The organism is Polystyrenella longa (assembly GCF_007750395.1).
Taxonomy (GTDB): domain Bacteria; phylum Planctomycetota; class Planctomycetia; order Planctomycetales; family Planctomycetaceae; genus Polystyrenella; species Polystyrenella longa.
Genome location: NZ_CP036281.1, coordinates 2059933 through 2079024 on the forward strand (window position 1 = coordinate 2059933; position 19092 = coordinate 2079024).

The following is a 19092-nucleotide window of genomic DNA, read 5'->3' on the forward strand; positions in this document are numbered from 1 at the left end:
TCAAATCGCTTGGAAATGCGATAGGATAAACGTTCCTTTATTTGTCTCACCGCCTCTCCTTCCTGATTCTCATCCTCAGCGAGGACTTCCTTGCGCACAACATTCCTTTTGATCTCGCTCGTTGGTTTGCTGCTGGTCAGTGCCCGGCTACCGCTCCGCGCGGGAGAACCAGTGGAGTACAACCGGGATATCCGTCCGATTCTGTCGGATAACTGCTTTCAATGTCATGGTCCTGATGAGAATGCGCGGGAGGCTAATCTCCGGCTTGATTTGCGCGACAGTGCCCTGGTGCCTTTGAGTGATTATGCCGCCATTGTACCGGGCGATGCAGAACATTCGGGCATGATGTTGCGGGTGCGAGAGACCGATCCTTCTCTGCGGATGCCGCCTGCGGAAACTAAGAAGCAGCTGACTAAACGAGAAATCGAACTGTTGCAGGAATGGATTAATCAGGGGGCGGAATACCAACAGCACTGGGCATTTCTGCCTGTTGAGGATGTCGAACCTCCCAGGGTGGAAACGGAAAATAGAAATCACCCCATCGATCGCTTTATTGCAAAGAAGTTGGAAGCGAAGGGGCTTACCCCCTCCCCCACTGCCGATCCCGAGACGATTATTCGTCGTCTCTATCTCGATCTGGTTGGACTGCTACCGGAACCGAGTCGCGTTGATGCATTCGTGATGGCCTATGAACAAAATCGAAAAGCCGCGACTAATCAGTTGGTCGACGAACTTCTCGCCAGCAAACATTACGGCGAACGGTGGGGACGGCACTGGCTCGATCAGGCCCGCTACGCCGACTCGCACGGGTATACTGTCGATAGCCCGCGGATCATGTGGCCTTATCGCGATTGGGTAATCCAGGCGTTGAACGAAGATATGCCGTTTGATCAGTTTACGATTGAGCAGTTGGCGGGCGACTTGCTACCCGAACCGACGAAAGCGCAACTGGTCGCGACCGGATTTCATCGAAACACACTCATTAATCAGGAAGGAGGCACGGACGACGAACAGTTTCGCAATGAGGAAGTGGTCGACCGTGTTAACACCACGGGAGCCGTCTGGCTGGGGTTAACAGTCGGCTGCGCGCAATGTCATACGCACAAATTCGATCCGATCAGTCACCAGGAGTATTTCGAACTCTTCGCTTTCTTCAATCACACCGTAGACGTCAACAACACCGGTCCAACAGTCGAGGTCTGTGAAGGAGAGCTATTGCTGGAGGATGTCGATCCCGAATTGTGGGAATCACTTCAGGCGGCCGAACGAAAACTAGCAGAACTCACCCGTACTAAATCTTCTCGACAAACAGCGTGGGAGAAGTCTCTTTCAGACTATAAAGCAGACTCAACCCGAGCGGTATGGCAGTTGGCGGAGGCGACTCGTTACCAATCGACGACTCCTGATCAATTGACTTCCTTGGAAGATGGTTCCCTGCTGGCCAAACCGGGAGCACCGCGTGAAGTCTATACCCTGGAATTCAACCCTCCAATGCAACCAGTTACCGCAGTTCGGTTGCGTGTGCTGACCCACGAAAGCCTTCCACAACAGGGACCGGGCTTGGCGTCGAACGGGAACTTTGTATTGACGGAAGTGGAGATACTGCAATCAGGGGAACCTGTCGAGATTGCTCGAGTTCAGGCGGATCATGCACAACCCGATTTTCCTGCTGCTCATACGGTGGATGGAGATTCCAAAACAGGATGGGCGATTAATATCGGCGCGGGCTCAGCTCCAGGGGCCACGATGAATGCACCTCATGAAACTCATTTCATTCTCAAGAAACCGTTGCTGCCCGCGAATGGTCCGGTGACAGTAGTCCTGCGACATGAATTGAATAACGAGTACAACATCGGTCGTTTTGCCATTGATTTCTCGGAGACAACTCCTGCACCGATCAGCGAGTCTGTAGTAAGACAGATCGCAATGCTGGCAGTGGAGAAGCGAACCGACGCACAGAAAAAACAACTTGCTGCTGCGTTCTCTCAGCAGGACTTCGAGCAGAACGCGACCGAGAAAGAAGTCAGAAATCTCAAAAAGAAGCTGGGCCTCGGGAAGCCGGTGAAGGCGATGGTCATGCGGGAGATAGAACGACCTCGCGAAACTTACATTCACGAACGTGGCGATTTTCTACGGAAAGACAAAAAGACGGGACTGTTGAACCCTAATACTCCGGAGATCTTCCCCCCCCTTGTACGTGCAACTGAAAATTCACAAGAAACAGAAACAGAGAAGCGAGCCTCCCGTCTCGACTTGGCACGTTGGTTAGTGGATGAAGAAAACCCTCTGACAGCTCGCGTGACGGTCAACCGTGTCTGGATGCGTTATTTCGGTCAGGGGCTCGTCAAAACGGAAAACGATTTCGGAACCCAGGGAGCGTATCCGACTCATCCGGAGCTACTCGATTGGTTGGCCCGGTCCTTTATGGAATCGGGTTGGTCGATGAAGCAGTTGCATAAGCGAATTGTCACTTCGGAAACCTACCTACAGTCCTCCCATCATCGTGAAGAGCTCACGAAAGTCGATCCATTAAATTTGCTATTGGGGCGGCAGAATCGTTTAAGATTGGATGCGGAAATCCTGCGCGATGTCAGTCTCACTGCGAGTGGCTTATTAGACGAGACGATTGGAGGACCGAGTGTGTATCCGCCGCAACCGGAAGGAGTCTACGCGTTTACCCAGACGAAGAAAGCCTGGGAGGTCGATACGGACGGTGCTCGATATCGTCGGGGGATGTATACTTTCTTCTACCGCAGTGCTCCCTACCCTTTCCTGACGACGTTCAATACACCAGAAATGCAGTCAGTCTGTACAAGCCGGACCCGGTCGAACACACCGTTGCAGTCTTTGACGATGGCAAACGATGCGACTATCTTTGAGATGGCGCAAGGGCTCGCTGCCCGGTTACTGACCGATATTGAAGGGACCAGTTCCTCTACCAATCGTGAGCGGGTACGGCACTTGTATCGTGTTTGCTTTGCAAGGGAACCGTTTGACAAAGAATTAAACCGAGTCATCGCCTTCAAAGAGAAACAGGAAGAGTTGTTCCGACTGGATGCAGAGGCGGCCGAAGTCGTCATCAATACCCACCTGACCGTACTGGCATCGCCGGAAACGGCCGCCGCCTGGACGGCAGTCGCACGAGCTATTATGAACACCGATGAATTCCTCACCCGGGAATAGGAATCGATCATGTCGATCTTACTTGAACAAACTCGCAGGCATTTCTTCTCCGATTGCGCCGTCGGTTTAGGCTCAGTGGCCTTGGCTAATCTGCTATCGGATAACGATCTGTACGCCAATTCCGATTCAAATCCCTCCTCGGTGACACAGAGTCATTTCGAACCGAAAGCAAAGAATGTCATCTACCTGTTCATGGCAGGCGGGCCTTCGCAGTTCGATCTCTTCTCCGAGAAGCCGAAGTTAAATGAATTAAACGGTCAAACGGCCCCGGACTCCTTCTTTCCCAAAGAGAAAAGTTTCGCCTTCATTGGAAAAGGAGCGAAGCTGCTGGGTTCCAAACGAAAGTTTCGCAGGTATGGCGAAAGTGGCCTCTCCGTGAGCGAACTGATGCCTCACACGGGAGAGGTGGCCGACGATATCTGCATGCTCAACGGAGTTGTCACAGACGTCTTTAATCATGGCCCCGCCAAGTTGTTTATGAATACCGGTTTCCAGGTTCCCGGTCGACCAAGCCTCGGTTCCTGGGTGACGTACGGTCTCGGAAGTGAATCGCAAAATCTCCCTGGTTTTGTTGTACTGCAATCGGGCCCTCGCGGACCACGTGCGGGCAGTGCCCTCTGGTCGAGTGGTTTTCTACCGAGCACCCATCAAGGAGTTCCCTTCCGCGGAACGGGAGACGCCATTCTGAACCTGAATAGTCCGGAAGGTTTTGACCGCGAGAAGGAACGGGGCTTTTATGATCTCGTAGGTGACTTGAATCAACAGCGGTACGATGTGACTCGCGACCCGGAAATCCGCACGCGCATTGCCGCCAGCGAAATGGCCTACCGCATGCAGACGAGTGCCCCCGAGTTAATGGAAATCGGATCGGAACCGCAGCATATTCTGGAGATGTACGGAGCCGAACCTGGAGCGAACTCTTATGCAAACAATTGCCTGCTTGCCCGTCGCATGATCGAACGAGGCGTTCGGTTTGTGCAGTTGTATCACACCGACTGGGACCATCATGGGAACAAGGGAGACAACCTGGGCGAACCCCTCGAACAACGTTGTCGAGAAGTCGACGCCGCTTCCGCTGCCCTCGTCAAAGATTTAAAACAACGGGGTTTACTGGACGACACGATCATCATCTGGGGAGGTGAATTCGGCCGGACTCCCATGGGTGAAGTGCGGGAAGAATTTCCCGGTCGCGATCATCATATTGACGCATTCAGCATGTGGGTCGCCGGTGGCGGCTTCAAACCTGGCGGCCAGTACGGTGTCACTGACGAACTGGGCTTCGCCGTTACTGAAGAGAAAATCCACGTCCACGACCTGCACGCTACCCTGCTCCACCAACTCGGCTTCGACCACGAAAAACTCTCCTTCCGCTTCCAGGGAAGAGATTTCCGCCTGACCGACGTGCATGGTCGCGTGGTTAAGGAAGTCTTGGTGTAAGGCGATAGTCGAGTTCCATCACTCGTTATTTCACCAATCCAATTTCATCCACAGGAATGGGTTCAAATCCGAGATTGAAGGCGGGTGAGTTTGCTTTCAGTTCGAAGTCCTTAGCTGTGACGGAATCCGATTGTGGATTGCCTTGGAACAGCGGGTCTTCGTCGATCAAGTTATTCTCGAGGGTCACCAGAAGTTCCGCCTTGTCATCAATGTGGCTCCAGTGGCCACCAACAGAGATGTTTTTACGGATGAAATTGTACTTTGGTTTGCCAGGTTCGTCTTCGAGGATCGTGAGCAACTGCGGGTATCGTTCTTTCCACGGTGACTCCTGATACGGCATCGCGTTCAAACGTTCAGGCAACGTCGTGTCGACGGTCTCATGCATCCAGCCGATGCCACGTGAGTCGACATGTACTGAGGGATTACAGTCGACGAAGATGTTATTCTCAACGAGATTATCTCTTCCCCCTCCAATAAACGCGGCGCGACCCGCTCTCAGGAACAGGTTGCTCTGAATCTTGATTCCACTCGCTGCGTCATCCAGGTAAACCGACATCGCTCCATGCAGCCCCGGACCACTGATATTGTGGAAGAAGTTATGACGGATGACCGTTCCTCGGGCGGTCCAGTCGCGTCCCATGTAAAAAGCACCCACGTCACCCGTTTCGTAACAAACATGATGCACTTCGTTGAATTCAATCAGATGATCATTGCCGCCCAGTTGAATCGCGTTGTGCGGACCATCATGGATCAAATTGTGGATAACGTGATTGCCGACTCCCTGCACCGAAACACCCGGACGGTAAGTCCGGTATAATCGACCGAAATGATGGATGTGATTACTAAAGGCAAGGTGTTTCGCCGGTGACAACGTTTGGCGATCTCCACCGAGCAGAGTGATTCCACCCTCCCCTAAGTTCATAATCTCACAATGCCGGACTTCACATGACTTACCATCACGAATCTGCACACCCCAGCTTCCACTGTTGAGCAGACGGCAGTGGTCGACGGTGCAATCGTAGGAGTTTCGGATATTGACGAGTGTGGAACGAGTTCCTTCAAACGTCAGGTTCCGAAACTGAATATGTTTGGAATTCTCGATATTGATCAAAGAGGGCAGAACGGAAATCATCACGTCCCCTGGTTCGATCTCGCCCATCGGCCAAAAATAGAGCTGGTGAGTCTCGCGGTCGAGGTACCATTCTCCTGGTTGATCGAGTTCCGAAAGAATATTTAAAGCGTAGTATCGTTGCTCGTTGCGATAGCCATAGTTGTGGTAGGGTTCCGAAAGTCGAATTGTGTTGCTGTCGGGATCGATGCTTTCAACTTTCTCGAACGAGTCCGACCAGTCCCAGAACCAATATCCATGCAGCCAGACATCAGTCGTGTTAGCCCAGCTATCAGTCCGGTCGTCATCATAAATAAACCAACCTTCCTTCGTTCCTGGGATACCGTGACTCTTGAACGTGGTGTCACCGACGACCTGTTTAATTTTGACGAACCCTTCGTTGGGCCAGCGAGCCAATTGCATCGGGATATGGCGATAGAAAAGTTCCAATCGATTCCCAGCTTGGGCGACGGTGCCGAGGTCATCCAGACTCAATTCTTTCAAATTGGCGACCATCACGTTTCCATGTGCAGACCTATCCAATCGCTTGAGTTGGTCAGGATCTGTGACCTGACGAAACTCTGGAATGAGACGCGAACCGAGTAGCCGGACTGTTTTGCCAGGCGCACCTTGAAAGAGAATCGTCTGGTGCTCGCCTGTAGTGTAATCTTTGATTTCAAGCGGGGCTTCGAGTTCGTAGCTTCCTTCCTGTAAGGTGACGGTCACCCCTTCCGCCGGAAGGTTGCTTTCTGCCTTAAGTTTTTCGATCGCCTTCACTGCGGCAGATGGAGTTGCAAATGGTGCTTCAAAACTTCCATTTTGTGTGTCGTTTCCCATGGGGGAGACATGAAGTTCCAACGGTGCGGCACTGAGAAGGGACGAGCAGGCAAAGGTGGAGAGGCAGAGCCAGAAACGAAGTGAAAGCATGGTGAGACTCGCAGCGGTGGGATAAGTGGGTAGGAGAATTCATCTTTTGAATACAGTTAATTTGCTGAACAAGATTGTATTACAGAGGCTTGCCAGGTGTCTATCATCGTACTGATTTCGGACGAAATGGAGGTTCTGATTGCTGATCGCTTTCACTCTGAATTTAGGCCGATCTCGAAAACGTCGGAATTGAGGTTTATCCTGGTCACAACTTATACGGTATACTTTAAGGAACATAATCCCCTTCCTGCCAGGAGTCTCCCTGTGCGTTTTATTATCCCGCCATTGCGATGTTATCTTATACTGACAGTCATAGTCAGTGGGTTGACGATGCTTTATCCCCAATCGATCAACGCGGGCGAACCTGCCGCTGTTTCTTTTCAAGATGTTCAGAATATTCTGAAGAACAACTGCGTGAAGTGTCATGGGCCTCTTACTCATGAGGGTGAACTCGATCTCAGTAGCGCTGCCGCAATCTGGACAGGTGGAGATAGTGGACCGTCGATGGTAAAAGGGCATCCTGAGGAAAGCGTGCTGTGGGAACGTATTGTTACTGGAGAAATGCCGCCGGAATCTCCACTTGATGATGTTCATCAGCAGAAAATAAAGGACTGGATCACTGCAGGAGCGATCGGTTTGCCTGATCAGGTTGAACCAGAAGAACTAGTCCATTGGTCTTTCCGTAAATTGACTCCAACTCACGAGTTGGCCGAAGACGCACAGAGTTCACCAGAGGTCTCGCCTGTTGATCAACTCCTTCTCCCTGCCTTGCGTGAAAACGGTCTAGATTTCAGTCCGGAAGCGGATCGGGCAACGTTGTTACGTCGCGCCAGCCTGATCTTAACGGGTCTTCCACCGACGATCGCGGAGCAGAACCGCTTCCTGAAAAGTTCGGATCACGACGTCTATGATCAGATCGTAGAATATTATCTCAATTCGCCTCATTACGGTGAACGGTGGGGGAAATTCTGGCTCGATGCGGCTGGCTACGCTGACAGCAATGGTTACTTCAATGCGGACACACCTCGACCGTTGGCATGGAAGTATCGCGATTATGTGGTGAATTCCTTCAATGCAGACAAACCGTTCACTCAGTTTATAAAAGAACAAATCGCGGGAGATGAGTTATCGGGCTATCAACCCGGGATGATCGCCACGAGAGAAATCGTCGAGCAACTGGTGGCGACCCACTATCTTCGGAACGCTCAGGATGGAACCGACAGTAGTGATGGTAACCCGGAAGAATTGCGAACGGACCGCTACAGCGCCCTCGAAGGGACGATGCAAATTGTCTCCTCTTCTCTGCTTGGATTGACAATTCAATGTGCTAAATGTCATTCGCATAAGTTCGAACCGATAACACATGAAGAATACTATCAGTTTCAGTCCGTCTTTTATCCCGCGTTCAATGTGGAGAAATGGCAAAAGCCGGCCTCTCGTATTATCGAAGCTCCTTTACCTATCGAGTTCGCAAAGTGGGAAAAGCAGAAGGCCTCTTTAGAATGGGAACTGACGGAATTGCAGGATGCATTTCGTTTATGGTCAGAAAGGAATCGGCCTGAGGGAGAAATTCTGTTTGCAGATGACTTCTCTACTAGCAATCTTGATCTTAAGCAGCGTTGGAGTGCGACCGCCCCGGGGGACGATTCGCCTGGCAGTTCTCGTCCCATTCAAATTGGAGAACCGGAGCAATTCCCTGCACTGTATAGCAACGACGACGGACAACTGGTGGTTGATGCAACCCAGGCTGCCTCCGAGGACAGTTGGAATTCCACAAGTGTTGCCTTTGAATGGGCACCCGCAGAAGACGGGAAATGGGTCCAGGCTACGTTCGATCTGATCGATAATCGGATTTCATCCAACGGAACGGTAGCGGTTCGTATCGGGTATGGAATTGCTCTTCACGACTACGATGATAGCTCCACTGTTGAGGGAGGAAACGTGATTTTCGAAGGAGCGGCACCTGGAGGTGGAGCGACCGTCTATTACGATTTACCCGGAACTGATGCGGAACCTCTCAGCAAGATCGGTACTCGTGAATATGCACCTGGTCACAACTACGGAGTTCGGGTGACGCGGACCGGTGAAAGTGAAGTTCAAGTACATCATTTAGTCGATGGGGTACCTGACGGCAAACCTCTCAAGCTGAAACCGGAACAGTTGCCAGAGGGTGGTTTCGGATTTATTTATTATCAGGACCGTAGTTTTATCGTCGACAATGTGCTTATTGAACGCACTCCTCCCTTCTCCACTGACTTTGAGGAAAGCTGGAAAGTCTTCTCTCAAGAAGTGGCCGAGAAGCAAAGCGCGATTGAGGTCATACGTCAGCTATTGAAAGACTTAGATTCTGCGAAACCGGGACGGATTGCCTGGGTTTCGGACTATTCTGGAGAAGCACCAGTCGTACCTCTCCTATTGCGTGGCGATCATACGGCGCCGGGTGATCCGGTCGAGCCAGTTCCATTTTCCGTGTTGCGGGATAAGGACGGAAATGGTGCTTTACTCCCATACGAAATTAACCCTCCTCATGAGAATGCGACGGGCCGCCGCACTGCTTGGGTCAATTGGTTGACTGAGCCTGATTCCCGTTCAGCGGCGTTGACGGCGCGAGTGCAGGTGAACCGTCTCTGGCAGCATTATTTCGGTACAGGAATTGTGTCGACAACGGATAACTTCGGGTACAGCGGCGAACGGCCGACCAACCCGCTGTTGCTCGAATACCTGGCGAGTCACTATGTTGAACAGGGCTGGAAGCTTAAGGACGTTCATCGTTTGATCCTGCATTCCCAAGTCTTCAAGCAATCAGGACAACATCGGGAGGCGGCATATACTGTGGATCCCGACAATAAGTCGTTATGGAAATATCCCCGCCAAAGATTAAATGCAGAAGCGGTCCGTGACGGAATGCTTCAAGTGGCGGGCACATTAGAAAAGGAGCTCGGCGGAGCCTTTGTGCCTACGGCTCGCAGCAGCGGAGGAGAAACTACTGTTGAAGAATCGACTCCGGGTGCTCATCGTCGTTCACTTTACCTGTACCAACGGCGGACACAGATCGCCGATATGTTACAAGTGTTTGATGCTCCCAAAATCGTATTCAATTGCACTCGACGAAACGTATCTACGACACCGCTACAATCACTCTCACTCATGAACTCCGAATTCATACGCCTGCGAGCGAGTGAATTAGCCATTCTACTGGAAGAACGGGACTCGTCGGAAAGGCGGATCGACTTGTTGTATCATCTTGTGTATGGACGAGCCCCGGATTCTGAAGAACGAGAATTAGTGACGAATTTCCTAACCCGACAGGTCATGTTCTATAAGGCTGCAGATGATAGACCAGAACAAGCCGCAAACAAGCCAACAGCCTTAAACCCGGAACATCAGGCTTGGGTCGATTGTTGTCAGATGTTGCTGGCTTCCAACGAATTTCTCTACATCCCTTGATTCAACTCTTTCGCCCGGAAAGCATTTCGCATGCTGAATCCATTTGACAGTCAAAACCAGGTGAACCGACGTGCCTTTCTGGGAAGCTCCGCAACCTGTATGGGAGGGCTGGCTCTATCGCAGTTAATGCAGCAAGCCGTTGAAGCTGGTTCTACTTCTGGGGAAGGATTGCCCAATAAGACTTTGTTCACGCCCCAAGCAAAGAATATGATCTGCCTGTTTCAGCATGGAGGACCGAGTCAAATGGATTTGTTCGATTACAAACCTGCTCTTAACAAATGGCATGGGAAACCGTATCCGGGGGGCGACCTCGAAGTTCATTTCGACAAACAGGCCGGGAATGTTCTCGGGGCACCTTATCAATTTGCGAGTCATGGCGAATGTGGTATGGAGTTGAGCGAACTGTTACCTCATACCGCTAAAATCGTGGATGACATCACTTTGATCCGTTCGATGCAGACTGAGTCGGTCGATCATGAATCGGCCTTGCGATTAATTCACTCGGGTAAGTTTCTCGCCGGCATGCCCGTGATGGGTTCGTGGGTAGTGTATGCCCTGGGATCCGGTAATGAAAATCTGCCCGCCTATGTGGTACTGACGGATCCGGGGGGGCTCCCTGTCGATGGTGAACGCAACTGGTCTTCGGAGTGGCTCCCCGCTATCTATCAGGGGACCCCATTCCGTTCCGGACCTTCGGTGGTTTCTAATCTGAACACACCCCAGGGGATTCCCTTCGACGCCCGTGTTCATCAGCTCGATTTACTCAAACAGTTGAATGGACGACATCTACAGCAGGATCCGTACAACACGGAATTGTCAGCCCGTATTCAGAATTTTGAAACAGCAGCACGCATGCAACTGGCCGTACCGGAGGTTCTCGATATCTCCCAAGAAACCAAGGAGACGCACGAACTGTACGGACTGAATAATCCGGAGACGGCTGAATATGGCAAACGTTGCCTGTTGGCTCGTCGCTTAATCGAACGCGGTGTTCGGTTCGTGCAACTGTTTCTTAGTGGTCAACCTTGGGACACGCATAGCAAAAATGCGGCCACCCTGAAGGGGCTATGTGCCCGCACGGATCAATCGAGTGCTGCTTTGGTGATCGACTTAAAACGCCGGGGTTTACTGGATGACACCATTGTCATGTGGGGAGGTGAATTTGGTCGGCTGCCAATTTCGCAAGGAACCGATGGTCGTGATCACAACCGTCACGCCTTTTCTTTGTGGTTTGCAGGAGGCGGGTTCAAGTCGGGGAATGTCCATGGAGTGACTGATGAGTTCGGATACAGCGCCGTTGAAAACCGTGTGAACGTGCACGATCTGCACGCCACCCTCTTTTCGCTATTGGGCATTAATCACCACCGATTGACGTTACCCCACGAAGGCCGCGCCGCCAGCCTGACTGACGCGGAAGTCACTCACGCTCAAATAGTGCAGGAGTTACTTGACTGAAGCAGAGAGTTGCGATTCGTAAAAATTCACCTGCGGCCGTTTCTTCAGTTTGTAAGCGAGATACCCGACGCAAATGACAACGGAAAGTGCGCCGATCGCAATCAGACCTTCCATGGTGATCATCTCGGCAATCATGTACATAAAGCGTCCACGCCGCGCCGAGCGTGTACTACCTTCGCCCATCTCCTCGGGATGCAGCAGCATGTAGGTGCCGCCCGCTGCCAGGGCGACAATAATCCCAGTCACCCAGAGCGGTCCCCAGATGATGTCGTTGACGGTCGCGTCCTCCACCCGTGAAGGGCGGGAGCAACCAATCATGCTACCGATTTTCTCAACATGAAATAAAGCATCCTCTTTCGAGGCCACTTCAAACTGCGCTTTCTTAGCCTTCTCTTTGTGGTTGATGAAAGAGACCGAGAATTGCTCACTATCCTGCTGATATCGGAGTTGTGTGATTTTCTCGAGCGGAATAATTTTCGACTTGGAGGGGATGAACTCGGCGAAATCAGTCTGGGATTGAATCGCCTCTTTCAGGTTTCGCAGAGGCTTCTTGTCCAAAGTCAGGTCATACAAACCCTGGTCAGTAAGAAGGCCGACGCGCGTTCCGTTTTCCTGTTTCTTTTCCCATAGATCGACGATTTGCAGTTCCGAACTCATAAATACCATTCCTAACTTAGAAGTGTTTTCGAAGAAGGGTGTAGATACTGTACTTATAAGGCAGGGGCGATTCGACGAATCGCAAGATGGGATTAAATCTGCCACAGATGTTTGAAGTGTACAGTAATGACTACATGGTACTCAAGCAGCAAGAGGATGCAAGGCTAACGGAAAATTCTCAACAGGAATGGAACGCGCCAACACGTTCTAATCATCCGAGTTTGATGACAATTTTTCCAAGATGATCCTGGGATGCCAGGTGTTCATAGGCCTGAGGAACTTGATCGAAGGAGAAGGTGCGGTCAATGATGGGTTTCACCTTGTGAGCACTGATCGCTTTATTCATACTTTCAAACATGGCGCGGCTACCGACGTAAATACCTCGAACATTGACACTTTTCATCAGGATCGAAATCGGATTGAAGTCCCCTGGTCCACTGAGCACGCCAATCAAAGCCACATGTCCGCTCATACGAACCGCTTTCATCGATTTGGAAAGCGTACCCGCGCCACCCACTTCGACAACGTGATCTACCCCTTCACCGCCCGACCATTGCAGGACCGTTTTATCCCAGTCAGGATCTTTACGGTAATTCACAGTGAAGTCCGCTCCCAGTTTCTGCGCGAAGTTCAATTTGTCGTCGCTGCTGGAAGTGATCGCGACAGTGGCTCCCGCCAGCTTTGCGAACTGCAAAGCAAAAATGCTGACGCCGCCCGTTCCGAGTAACAGAACTTTGTGGCCCGGCAGGACCGGTTTGCCGCTCAGGATCGCGTGCCAGGCTGTTACCCCTGCACAAGGCAACGTTGCCGCTTCTTCGAATGAAAGATGCTCCGGAATCGAGACGACTCCTGTTGCTGGCAAAGTGATGTATTCGGACAGAACTCCATCTACTTCTCCCCCCAGGGCCGTCTTTTGCATAGTGGAATCGCAAGCGCCTCCCTGCCACCCGGGCATGAAGCATCCACAGACCCGGTCACCCTTCTGCACGGTATCCACGCCAACGCCCACCTCAACAATCTCGCCGCTGCAGTCGGAAAGAGGGATACGAGGGACATCCATGTTGGGGTTATATTGGCCTCTCAGGATCATCAGGTCTCGAAAGTTCAGCGAGCAAGCCTTCACGCGAACGACAACCTGTCCGGGGCCAGCGGTGGGTTGGGGCAAATCGACTAATTTTAAACCTGAGATGTCTCCCATAGTTTCTATTTGATACGCACGCATGATTGAACTTCCTGATCAAACGAGTAATTAATATGAAAAGTGAGTAATCGAAAATGAGTTTGAAACCATCCAGAAGCTTAATTCTGGTTCAGTTGGAATCTGTAAAACCGGAATCGAATCGATCGGTCATCAAGATTCAGGATGATTCCTAAATAGGAGGCGATGGGTTTTGCTTCTGGTGCCGGCGACGTTCATGGGCACTGACTTCGGGTACAGTCAGGAACCCCCAACTGAGTGCCTGGTCCTGACGATATTCTTTACCAAGCGTCAGCGCCGTTACCGCTTTCGACAGTTCGTAACCGATGTAAAAAGCATGTGACGAATCCATTTCACCGCTTGCGGCAGTGATCTGATCGAACAACTCATAAGGATCTGATCCATGCCAGTATCCGTCTCTGTTCAGTAAATGCAGTTCACCCCTCTCCGCAAAGATACGAAAATTAGGATCACGAATCTGCGCCTGCATTTGTTCCAGGGTTTCTGCACCACGCTCTTTTAAGCGAGCATCACGCAGCATCACCAGATTGGAGTCGAGGTGTTTTGGTAATGTTTTACGAGCGAAGCAGTAGTGCATCAACCGGCGGGCATGGTCAAATTCTTTCACCGCCGTTCGGCACCAGTTAATGACTTCGGTCGTCAGCACACTTTCCACCTGCAGCTCCTGACAGATTCCGGCCAGAAGAAAGTTTACGCCAGCAGAATCGACTTCGGATAGTTCCGTCAGGTTGCCAATGCCCATCATCATCGCTTTGTCTGGCCACTTCCGGCGAACTTCATAGTAGCGAGCCAGTGATGCCGTGAATCCAAAACTGATCGGTTCCAGAATGGGATCAATGCGGTAGGGAGTGCCCTGAGCGTCGAGTTCTTCGACCGTTCGCTCAAGCGAATTAAGATCGTCCGGTCGGTCTGGAATCGCCACCAGCTCAGCTCCAAGCATTTTCGCCCAGGCAATGTTGGTCTGATTACAACTCAGAACAAGTTCCGCACCCTGCTCCACTGCGTCGCTCACTTCTCGCTGATCGAAACTGTCGATCGAAACTCGAAATCCCTCCGCAACTAGCATGCGGGTGACCTCACCCACGCGACTCCAGCTCTCTCCCGGAATGCAACCAACGTCAATCAGGTCGGCACCTGAGTCTCGATAGCGACCGGCCAGTTGCAGGATTTCCCTGTCCGTCATCCGCGGAGCATGATTAATCTCGGCAATGATATCGATGCTGTACTGGCTGAGGTCCGGTGGTTCTTTCTGAGAGGCTCCAAAAAAGAGAGGCAGATCGTACATATCTTTGGGCCCCCGCTCGAAAGGAAGATCGTATTCGCCTGCCAGCCCGTCAAGCGAACCCTGGCACCAGCCTGGCAGTACGACTTTCTGGTATCTCTCGGGAGAAATAGGGTCTCGATGTTCCGATTGGCTCAGCTTTCGGGCGACCCAGTCAGTATGCATTAATGCGGCGACACTGATGCCCAGAACTTCGATCTCATATTCGAACTGATGTTGCTTGGCCAGTTGTGGTAAAAGATCGCGCAAGGCTGGTTCGGCCAGACGACCGGTCAGGAACAAGATTCGTGCAGAAGAATCTGTTTCAACCGGCATCGGGTTTACTCGCAAGTCAGAGTGAGAAGAGCGGACGGAGGGGATTCTGGCAGAGGTCTGCTTCCCTATTGTAAACAAGGTTAACCCATGTCCGAAACCTGCCAGCTCGATCTTCGCCTTTGAAATAGAAAGCTATATTTATTTAACCCAGTTTTTAGATTTGCCTTCCAGAGCGGAATCTTCTCCCGGTTTCCAACCAATGCTGTGTTCGATCTGTGTGGCCAGTTCGATATCTTTCATCGTGATCCCCTTGGCACTGTGAGTTTGCAGCTTCACTTTCGCGCGGGCATAACCCAATTCAAGATCAGGATGATGGTCGGCCGCTTCCGCCATGTAACCAATCGTATTTGCGACGAGCAGCGTGTGTGGAAACCCGGGGGTTTTATAAACGCGGGTAATCCAACCCTCCTGCAGTTTCCACTCGGGGATTTTCTTCAGATGTTCAGCGATCTGTTCTTCCGTTAAAACTTCTTTATCAGCCATTGTCATTCTCCATTATCTTAGATGAGAGTCAAAAACGTTGCTGTAGTCCGAAATTTGTAACCGGATGTGTTTGGTATTCGAACTTATCGGACCACGCCTCCATTTACATTGATGACTTGCCCCGTAACGAAATTCGCTTCCTCGCTGGAGAGAAAACGGATCATGCGGGCAATGTCAGTCGGTTCACCCCACCGCTTGAGCGGGGTTTCGTTCAGGACTCGTTGTTGCCAATAACCGCTCGCTCCGTCACCCCACGCTGTTCTAATCCAGCCCGGCGAAACACAATTCACGCGAACTTCAGGTGCCAGGCTCAGAGCGAGAGAGCGAGTAAACCCCATGACACTATTTTTGGCCATCGAGAACAGTTCTCCACTATCTCCTTCCATGCCACGGTCGGATTGGTCCCAACCAATTGTGATCAGGCTACCGTTGCCGGCCTCTTTCATTCGCGTTCCCCAGGCACGTCCCAGTACCGCCGTCGAGGTGACGTCAATTTTGAGAAGTGCGTCGAGCTTTCTGTTGTAATCCCAATCCTTCGCGGCACCGGTAAGCAGATCAACCCCTGCATTGAGAACCGCGATCTGAAAGCCCCCCTGCTCCTCCCAAGTCTGTTCCGCAAATGCCACAAGTTCAGCTGTCTCGTAGAGATCCTGACTGATGACTGTCGCACTTCGGCCAATTAAGCGGATTTCGTCAGCCACCTTTTCAGCTGCCTCGATCGAACGGCGGCAGTGCACAACGATGTCTGAACCCGCCCGCGCCAGTTCGAGGGCGATCTCTCTCCCGATTCCAGTAGAGGCTCCGGTTACCAAGCTGGTCTGATTCTCCAGCGAGGCGAAGTTATTTGTCGATGTCGTTCGTGAAGACAATGCGCAGATCACTTTCCGAAAATTGGGTTCAATGAGAGTTATCAATTCTGTGACACTCTTCTCAGAATAGCAAGTTACGTCGCTCGCCAAACATCGTGGAAAGTAGACGTTCAATCCAAAATATGAATCAGCTGCTCCGTTCTCAACTGTGAGAATTTTACCTGTAGCAGGATGAAGCTGTTCAGATGTTGTGACGTCCGAATTGAATTCGGGATATGCCTGAAAAACCAGTGTTTTATAAGAGACAGTCGGTTGGTTTTAATGTGCGAATGATGATTTCAAAACTCTCCTGAAAGAGGATGTTGAGGTTTTCAAAATGCAATGGTTGGATTAATACTGAAAGTCGTTGACGGGTCACTTTCCTGTAGTAATAATGGAGCTGGGCCGGTATGTCTTACGGGCTCCCGTCTAACCTGAGTTGTCCTCGAGGAAGTCACGCCTCAGCGGTGTGAAGCCTATCTCATTCTCCTCGTGGTCAATGGATAACTCCCAGTCACATCCCAGAGTAAATTGAATTCTGCCTTACCTGAACCAGGCTCAAGGACTAATTGTCCTGTTACTGAGCATGGAAATTCGCCGGTTAGATGCAGATGGGCCACGGATAATATTCGTCACTCAAAATTAATACGTCATCTACAAGTTGATTTTGCATTGGGTAAGCAAAATCGTCTAAAGGTCCGTACCCTTGACAGAACCTGATCATAAATACAGTCAACAAGACTTACCTACATCCAATAACTCCAAATCACAGATTGAGTCACCAGAAATGATCTCCGGACTTGCTGATCCTGCTGTCTCCCCTTCCCACTCCATGCTGTCCAATGAGTTGGAAAAAGACCTCGTTCAGGTTTTCAAACTCCTGGCAGATGAGACCCGCTTGAAAATTCTGCTTTACCTCGTCAAAGAACAGGAAATCCACGTTTCTGCTCTTTGCGAGCGTCTGCAGCAGAGCCAACCTGCCGTCAGCCATCATCTGGCCCTGTTGCGGGTCGCTGGATTGATTGAAGCGCGACGTGAAGGAAAACACAATTTCTATTCCGTTCGAAAAGGGCATTTCCATCGCATTATGAACGAGCTTTTTAGCAGCATGATGGGACAGGGAGATGATGCCATCCGCTTCAAAGATTTCATCGTCACCCAGGAAAACCGACTGGCTGAATAAGTTTTAGAAATGCTGATTTTTAAATACGCAACTGTTCGAGATACTGAACTTTTCTATCCGAAGGCAAGTCCCTCGGAAAGAAAGCGTTAATTCACAATGGAAGCGGCCTTCAATCATGGAGGTCGCTTCTTTTTTGCGCCAATCTGTGTAGAATTTGCAACGCATGGAAGTCCTCCGGCGCAAGTACGGATCAGTCTCTCTTCCGACAAATTCAAGCTGAAGCAGGTTCTCCTGTTTTCAGTGTCATCTCCCTACAGAGTAGAAACGATCAATGACACGCATCGCAAAACTGGCACTGGCTGACGGAACTGTTTTCACCGGTACTGCTTTTGGAGCGGAAGGCGAAGTCTACGGTGAAGTCGTCTTTAACACGAGTATGACCGGTTATCAGGAAATTCTGACGGATCCATCGTACTGCGGCCAAATCGTCACGATGACTTACCCTCTAATTGGCAACTACGGTATCAATGCCGAAGACTCGGAAAGCCGGGGAATCTTTCTCCGCGGATTTGTCATCCGTGAACTGAGCCCAGTTCCCAGTAATTACCGCTCCGAGTTGACTCTCGATGAATATCTGAAACAGAACAGCATCATCGGCATTGAAGGGATCGATACCCGGGCCCTTGTTCGACGAATTCGTGTTCAGGGGGCCATGACGGGGGTACTTTCGACAACCGACCTTGACGATGATTCATTGATCGCCAAGGCTCAATCCAGTCCGGAACTGGTTGGACAGGATTTGGTGCAACAAGTCATGCCGACCGAAAATGCGGACTGGAGCGAAGGACTAAATACTCTCGCTCGACCAACCGCTCTGTTCTCCGCTGGATGTGACGGAAACGATGCCGAACGACCTCACGTCGTCGCGATTGATTACGGTATGAAATTGAACATCCCCCGCCACCTCCAAGAATCAGGTTGCAAAGTTACGATCGCACCGGGGACGTCCACAGCGGAAGATATTCTCGCCCTCAACCCGGATGGCATCTTCCTGTCAAACGGACCAGGCGACCCACGACCTCTCGATTACGCAACGAAAACGATCCAGGATTTGCTTGGAAAGAAACCTGTGTTCGGAATTTGTCTTGGGATGCAGTTACTCGGACTGGCGTCGGGATGTGATATCTTCAAGCTTCGCTTTGGTCACCGGGGTGCTAACCAGCCTGTGCTGAACAAAGCGACTGGACGTGTCGAGATTACCACGCAGAACCATGGTTTCGCAGTGAGTACCGATTCATTGCCCGATAATGTTGAAGTGACACATATCAATCTGAATGATCAGACTGCCGAAGGAATTCGTCTGACTGATGTACCTGCTTTTGGAGTGCAGTATCATCCGGAAGCAGCTGCAGGACCACACGATAGTCATTACCTGTTCAAAGAGTTCTTTGACATGATGTGTACGCCCGCAACATCGTAATTTGGTCTCATTTAGTCTCAGAGGTATCTCTGCTTATTGAACTCGGACTTATTTGAGTTCTTGCAGGGATAACTTCCTGAAAATCTCCCCCAGACCCGCTTGCCGTCATTAGGGGCTCCCTGTACAAC

12 protein-coding genes are annotated in these 19092 nt (G+C 51.1%); 6 read left to right on the plus strand and 6 right to left on the minus strand.

Features of this window, described 5'->3' with window-relative positions; translation table 11 throughout:
• Window positions 1-90 precede the first annotated feature (90 nt).
• Complete coding sequence (locus Pla110_RS07705) at window positions 91-3183, plus strand: PSD1 and planctomycete cytochrome C domain-containing protein (protein WP_197440573.1); 3093 nt, start codon at window positions 91-93, stop codon at window positions 3181-3183.
• Between the two features lie 9 nt (window positions 3184-3192).
• Window positions 3193-4620: a DUF1501 domain-containing protein gene (locus Pla110_RS07710; protein WP_144994841.1), complete on the plus strand. Its 1428-nt coding sequence runs from the start codon at window positions 3193-3195 to the stop codon at window positions 4618-4620.
• Window positions 4621-4645: 25 nt separating this feature from the next.
• Here the strand turns inward: Pla110_RS07710 and Pla110_RS07715 are convergent, their stop codons facing one another.
• Window positions 4646-6655 (minus strand): right-handed parallel beta-helix repeat-containing protein, encoded by a 2010-nt coding sequence (locus Pla110_RS07715; RefSeq protein WP_144994843.1) that lies wholly within the window; start codon window positions 6653-6655, stop codon window positions 4646-4648.
• Window positions 6656-6919: 264 nt separating this feature from the next.
• Here Pla110_RS07715 and Pla110_RS07720 point away from each other — a divergent pair, with 264 nt between their 5' ends.
• The gene (locus Pla110_RS07720) at window positions 6920-10102 is read left to right on the plus strand and encodes a PSD1 and planctomycete cytochrome C domain-containing protein (protein ID WP_197440574.1); all 3183 of its coding nucleotides are present in this window, start codon (window positions 6920-6922) and stop codon (window positions 10100-10102) included.
• 30 nt (window positions 10103-10132) lie between these two features.
• Complete coding sequence (locus Pla110_RS07725; protein WP_144994847.1) at window positions 10133-11557, plus strand: DUF1501 domain-containing protein; 1425 nt, start codon at window positions 10133-10135, stop codon at window positions 11555-11557.
• Here the strand turns inward: Pla110_RS07725 and Pla110_RS07730 are convergent.
• The 5 genes from Pla110_RS07730 to Pla110_RS07750 form a co-directional block, all read right to left on the minus strand.
• Window positions 11546-12214, minus strand: a complete 669-nt coding sequence (locus Pla110_RS07730) for a hypothetical protein (protein ID WP_144994849.1) — start codon at window positions 12212-12214, stop codon at window positions 11546-11548. The genes Pla110_RS07725 and Pla110_RS07730 overlap by 12 nt on opposite strands.
• 211 nt (window positions 12215-12425) lie before the next feature.
• Window positions 12426-13436 carry a zinc-dependent alcohol dehydrogenase family protein gene (locus Pla110_RS07735; protein ID WP_144994851.1) on the minus strand — a complete coding sequence of 337 codons (1011 nt, stop codon included), beginning with the start codon at window positions 13434-13436 and terminating at the stop codon, window positions 12426-12428.
• A 148-nt stretch (window positions 13437-13584) separates the two neighbouring features.
• Complete coding sequence (locus Pla110_RS07740) at window positions 13585-15030, minus strand: DUF6513 domain-containing protein (protein WP_144994853.1); 1446 nt, start codon at window positions 15028-15030, stop codon at window positions 13585-13587.
• A gap of 138 nt (window positions 15031-15168) precedes the next feature.
• Window positions 15169-15513 carry a 4a-hydroxytetrahydrobiopterin dehydratase gene (locus tag Pla110_RS07745; RefSeq protein ID WP_197440575.1) on the minus strand — a complete coding sequence of 115 codons (345 nt, stop codon included), beginning with the start codon at window positions 15511-15513 and terminating at the stop codon, window positions 15169-15171.
• Between the two features lie 83 nt (window positions 15514-15596).
• Window positions 15597-16382, minus strand: a complete 786-nt coding sequence (locus tag Pla110_RS07750) for an SDR family NAD(P)-dependent oxidoreductase (protein ID WP_197440576.1) — start codon at window positions 16380-16382, stop codon at window positions 15597-15599.
• A gap of 766 nt (window positions 16383-17148) precedes the next feature.
• Between Pla110_RS07750 and Pla110_RS07755 the strand changes: the two genes are divergently transcribed.
• Window positions 17149-17544 (plus strand): ArsR/SmtB family transcription factor, encoded by a 396-nt coding sequence (locus Pla110_RS07755; protein WP_144999633.1) that lies wholly within the window; start codon window positions 17149-17151, stop codon window positions 17542-17544.
• Window positions 17545-17815: 271 nt separating this feature from the next.
• Window positions 17816-18964, plus strand: coding sequence for a glutamine-hydrolyzing carbamoyl-phosphate synthase small subunit (carA, locus tag Pla110_RS07760; protein WP_144994857.1), 1149 nt, complete (start codon window positions 17816-17818; stop codon window positions 18962-18964).
• Window positions 18965-19092 lie beyond the last annotated feature (128 nt).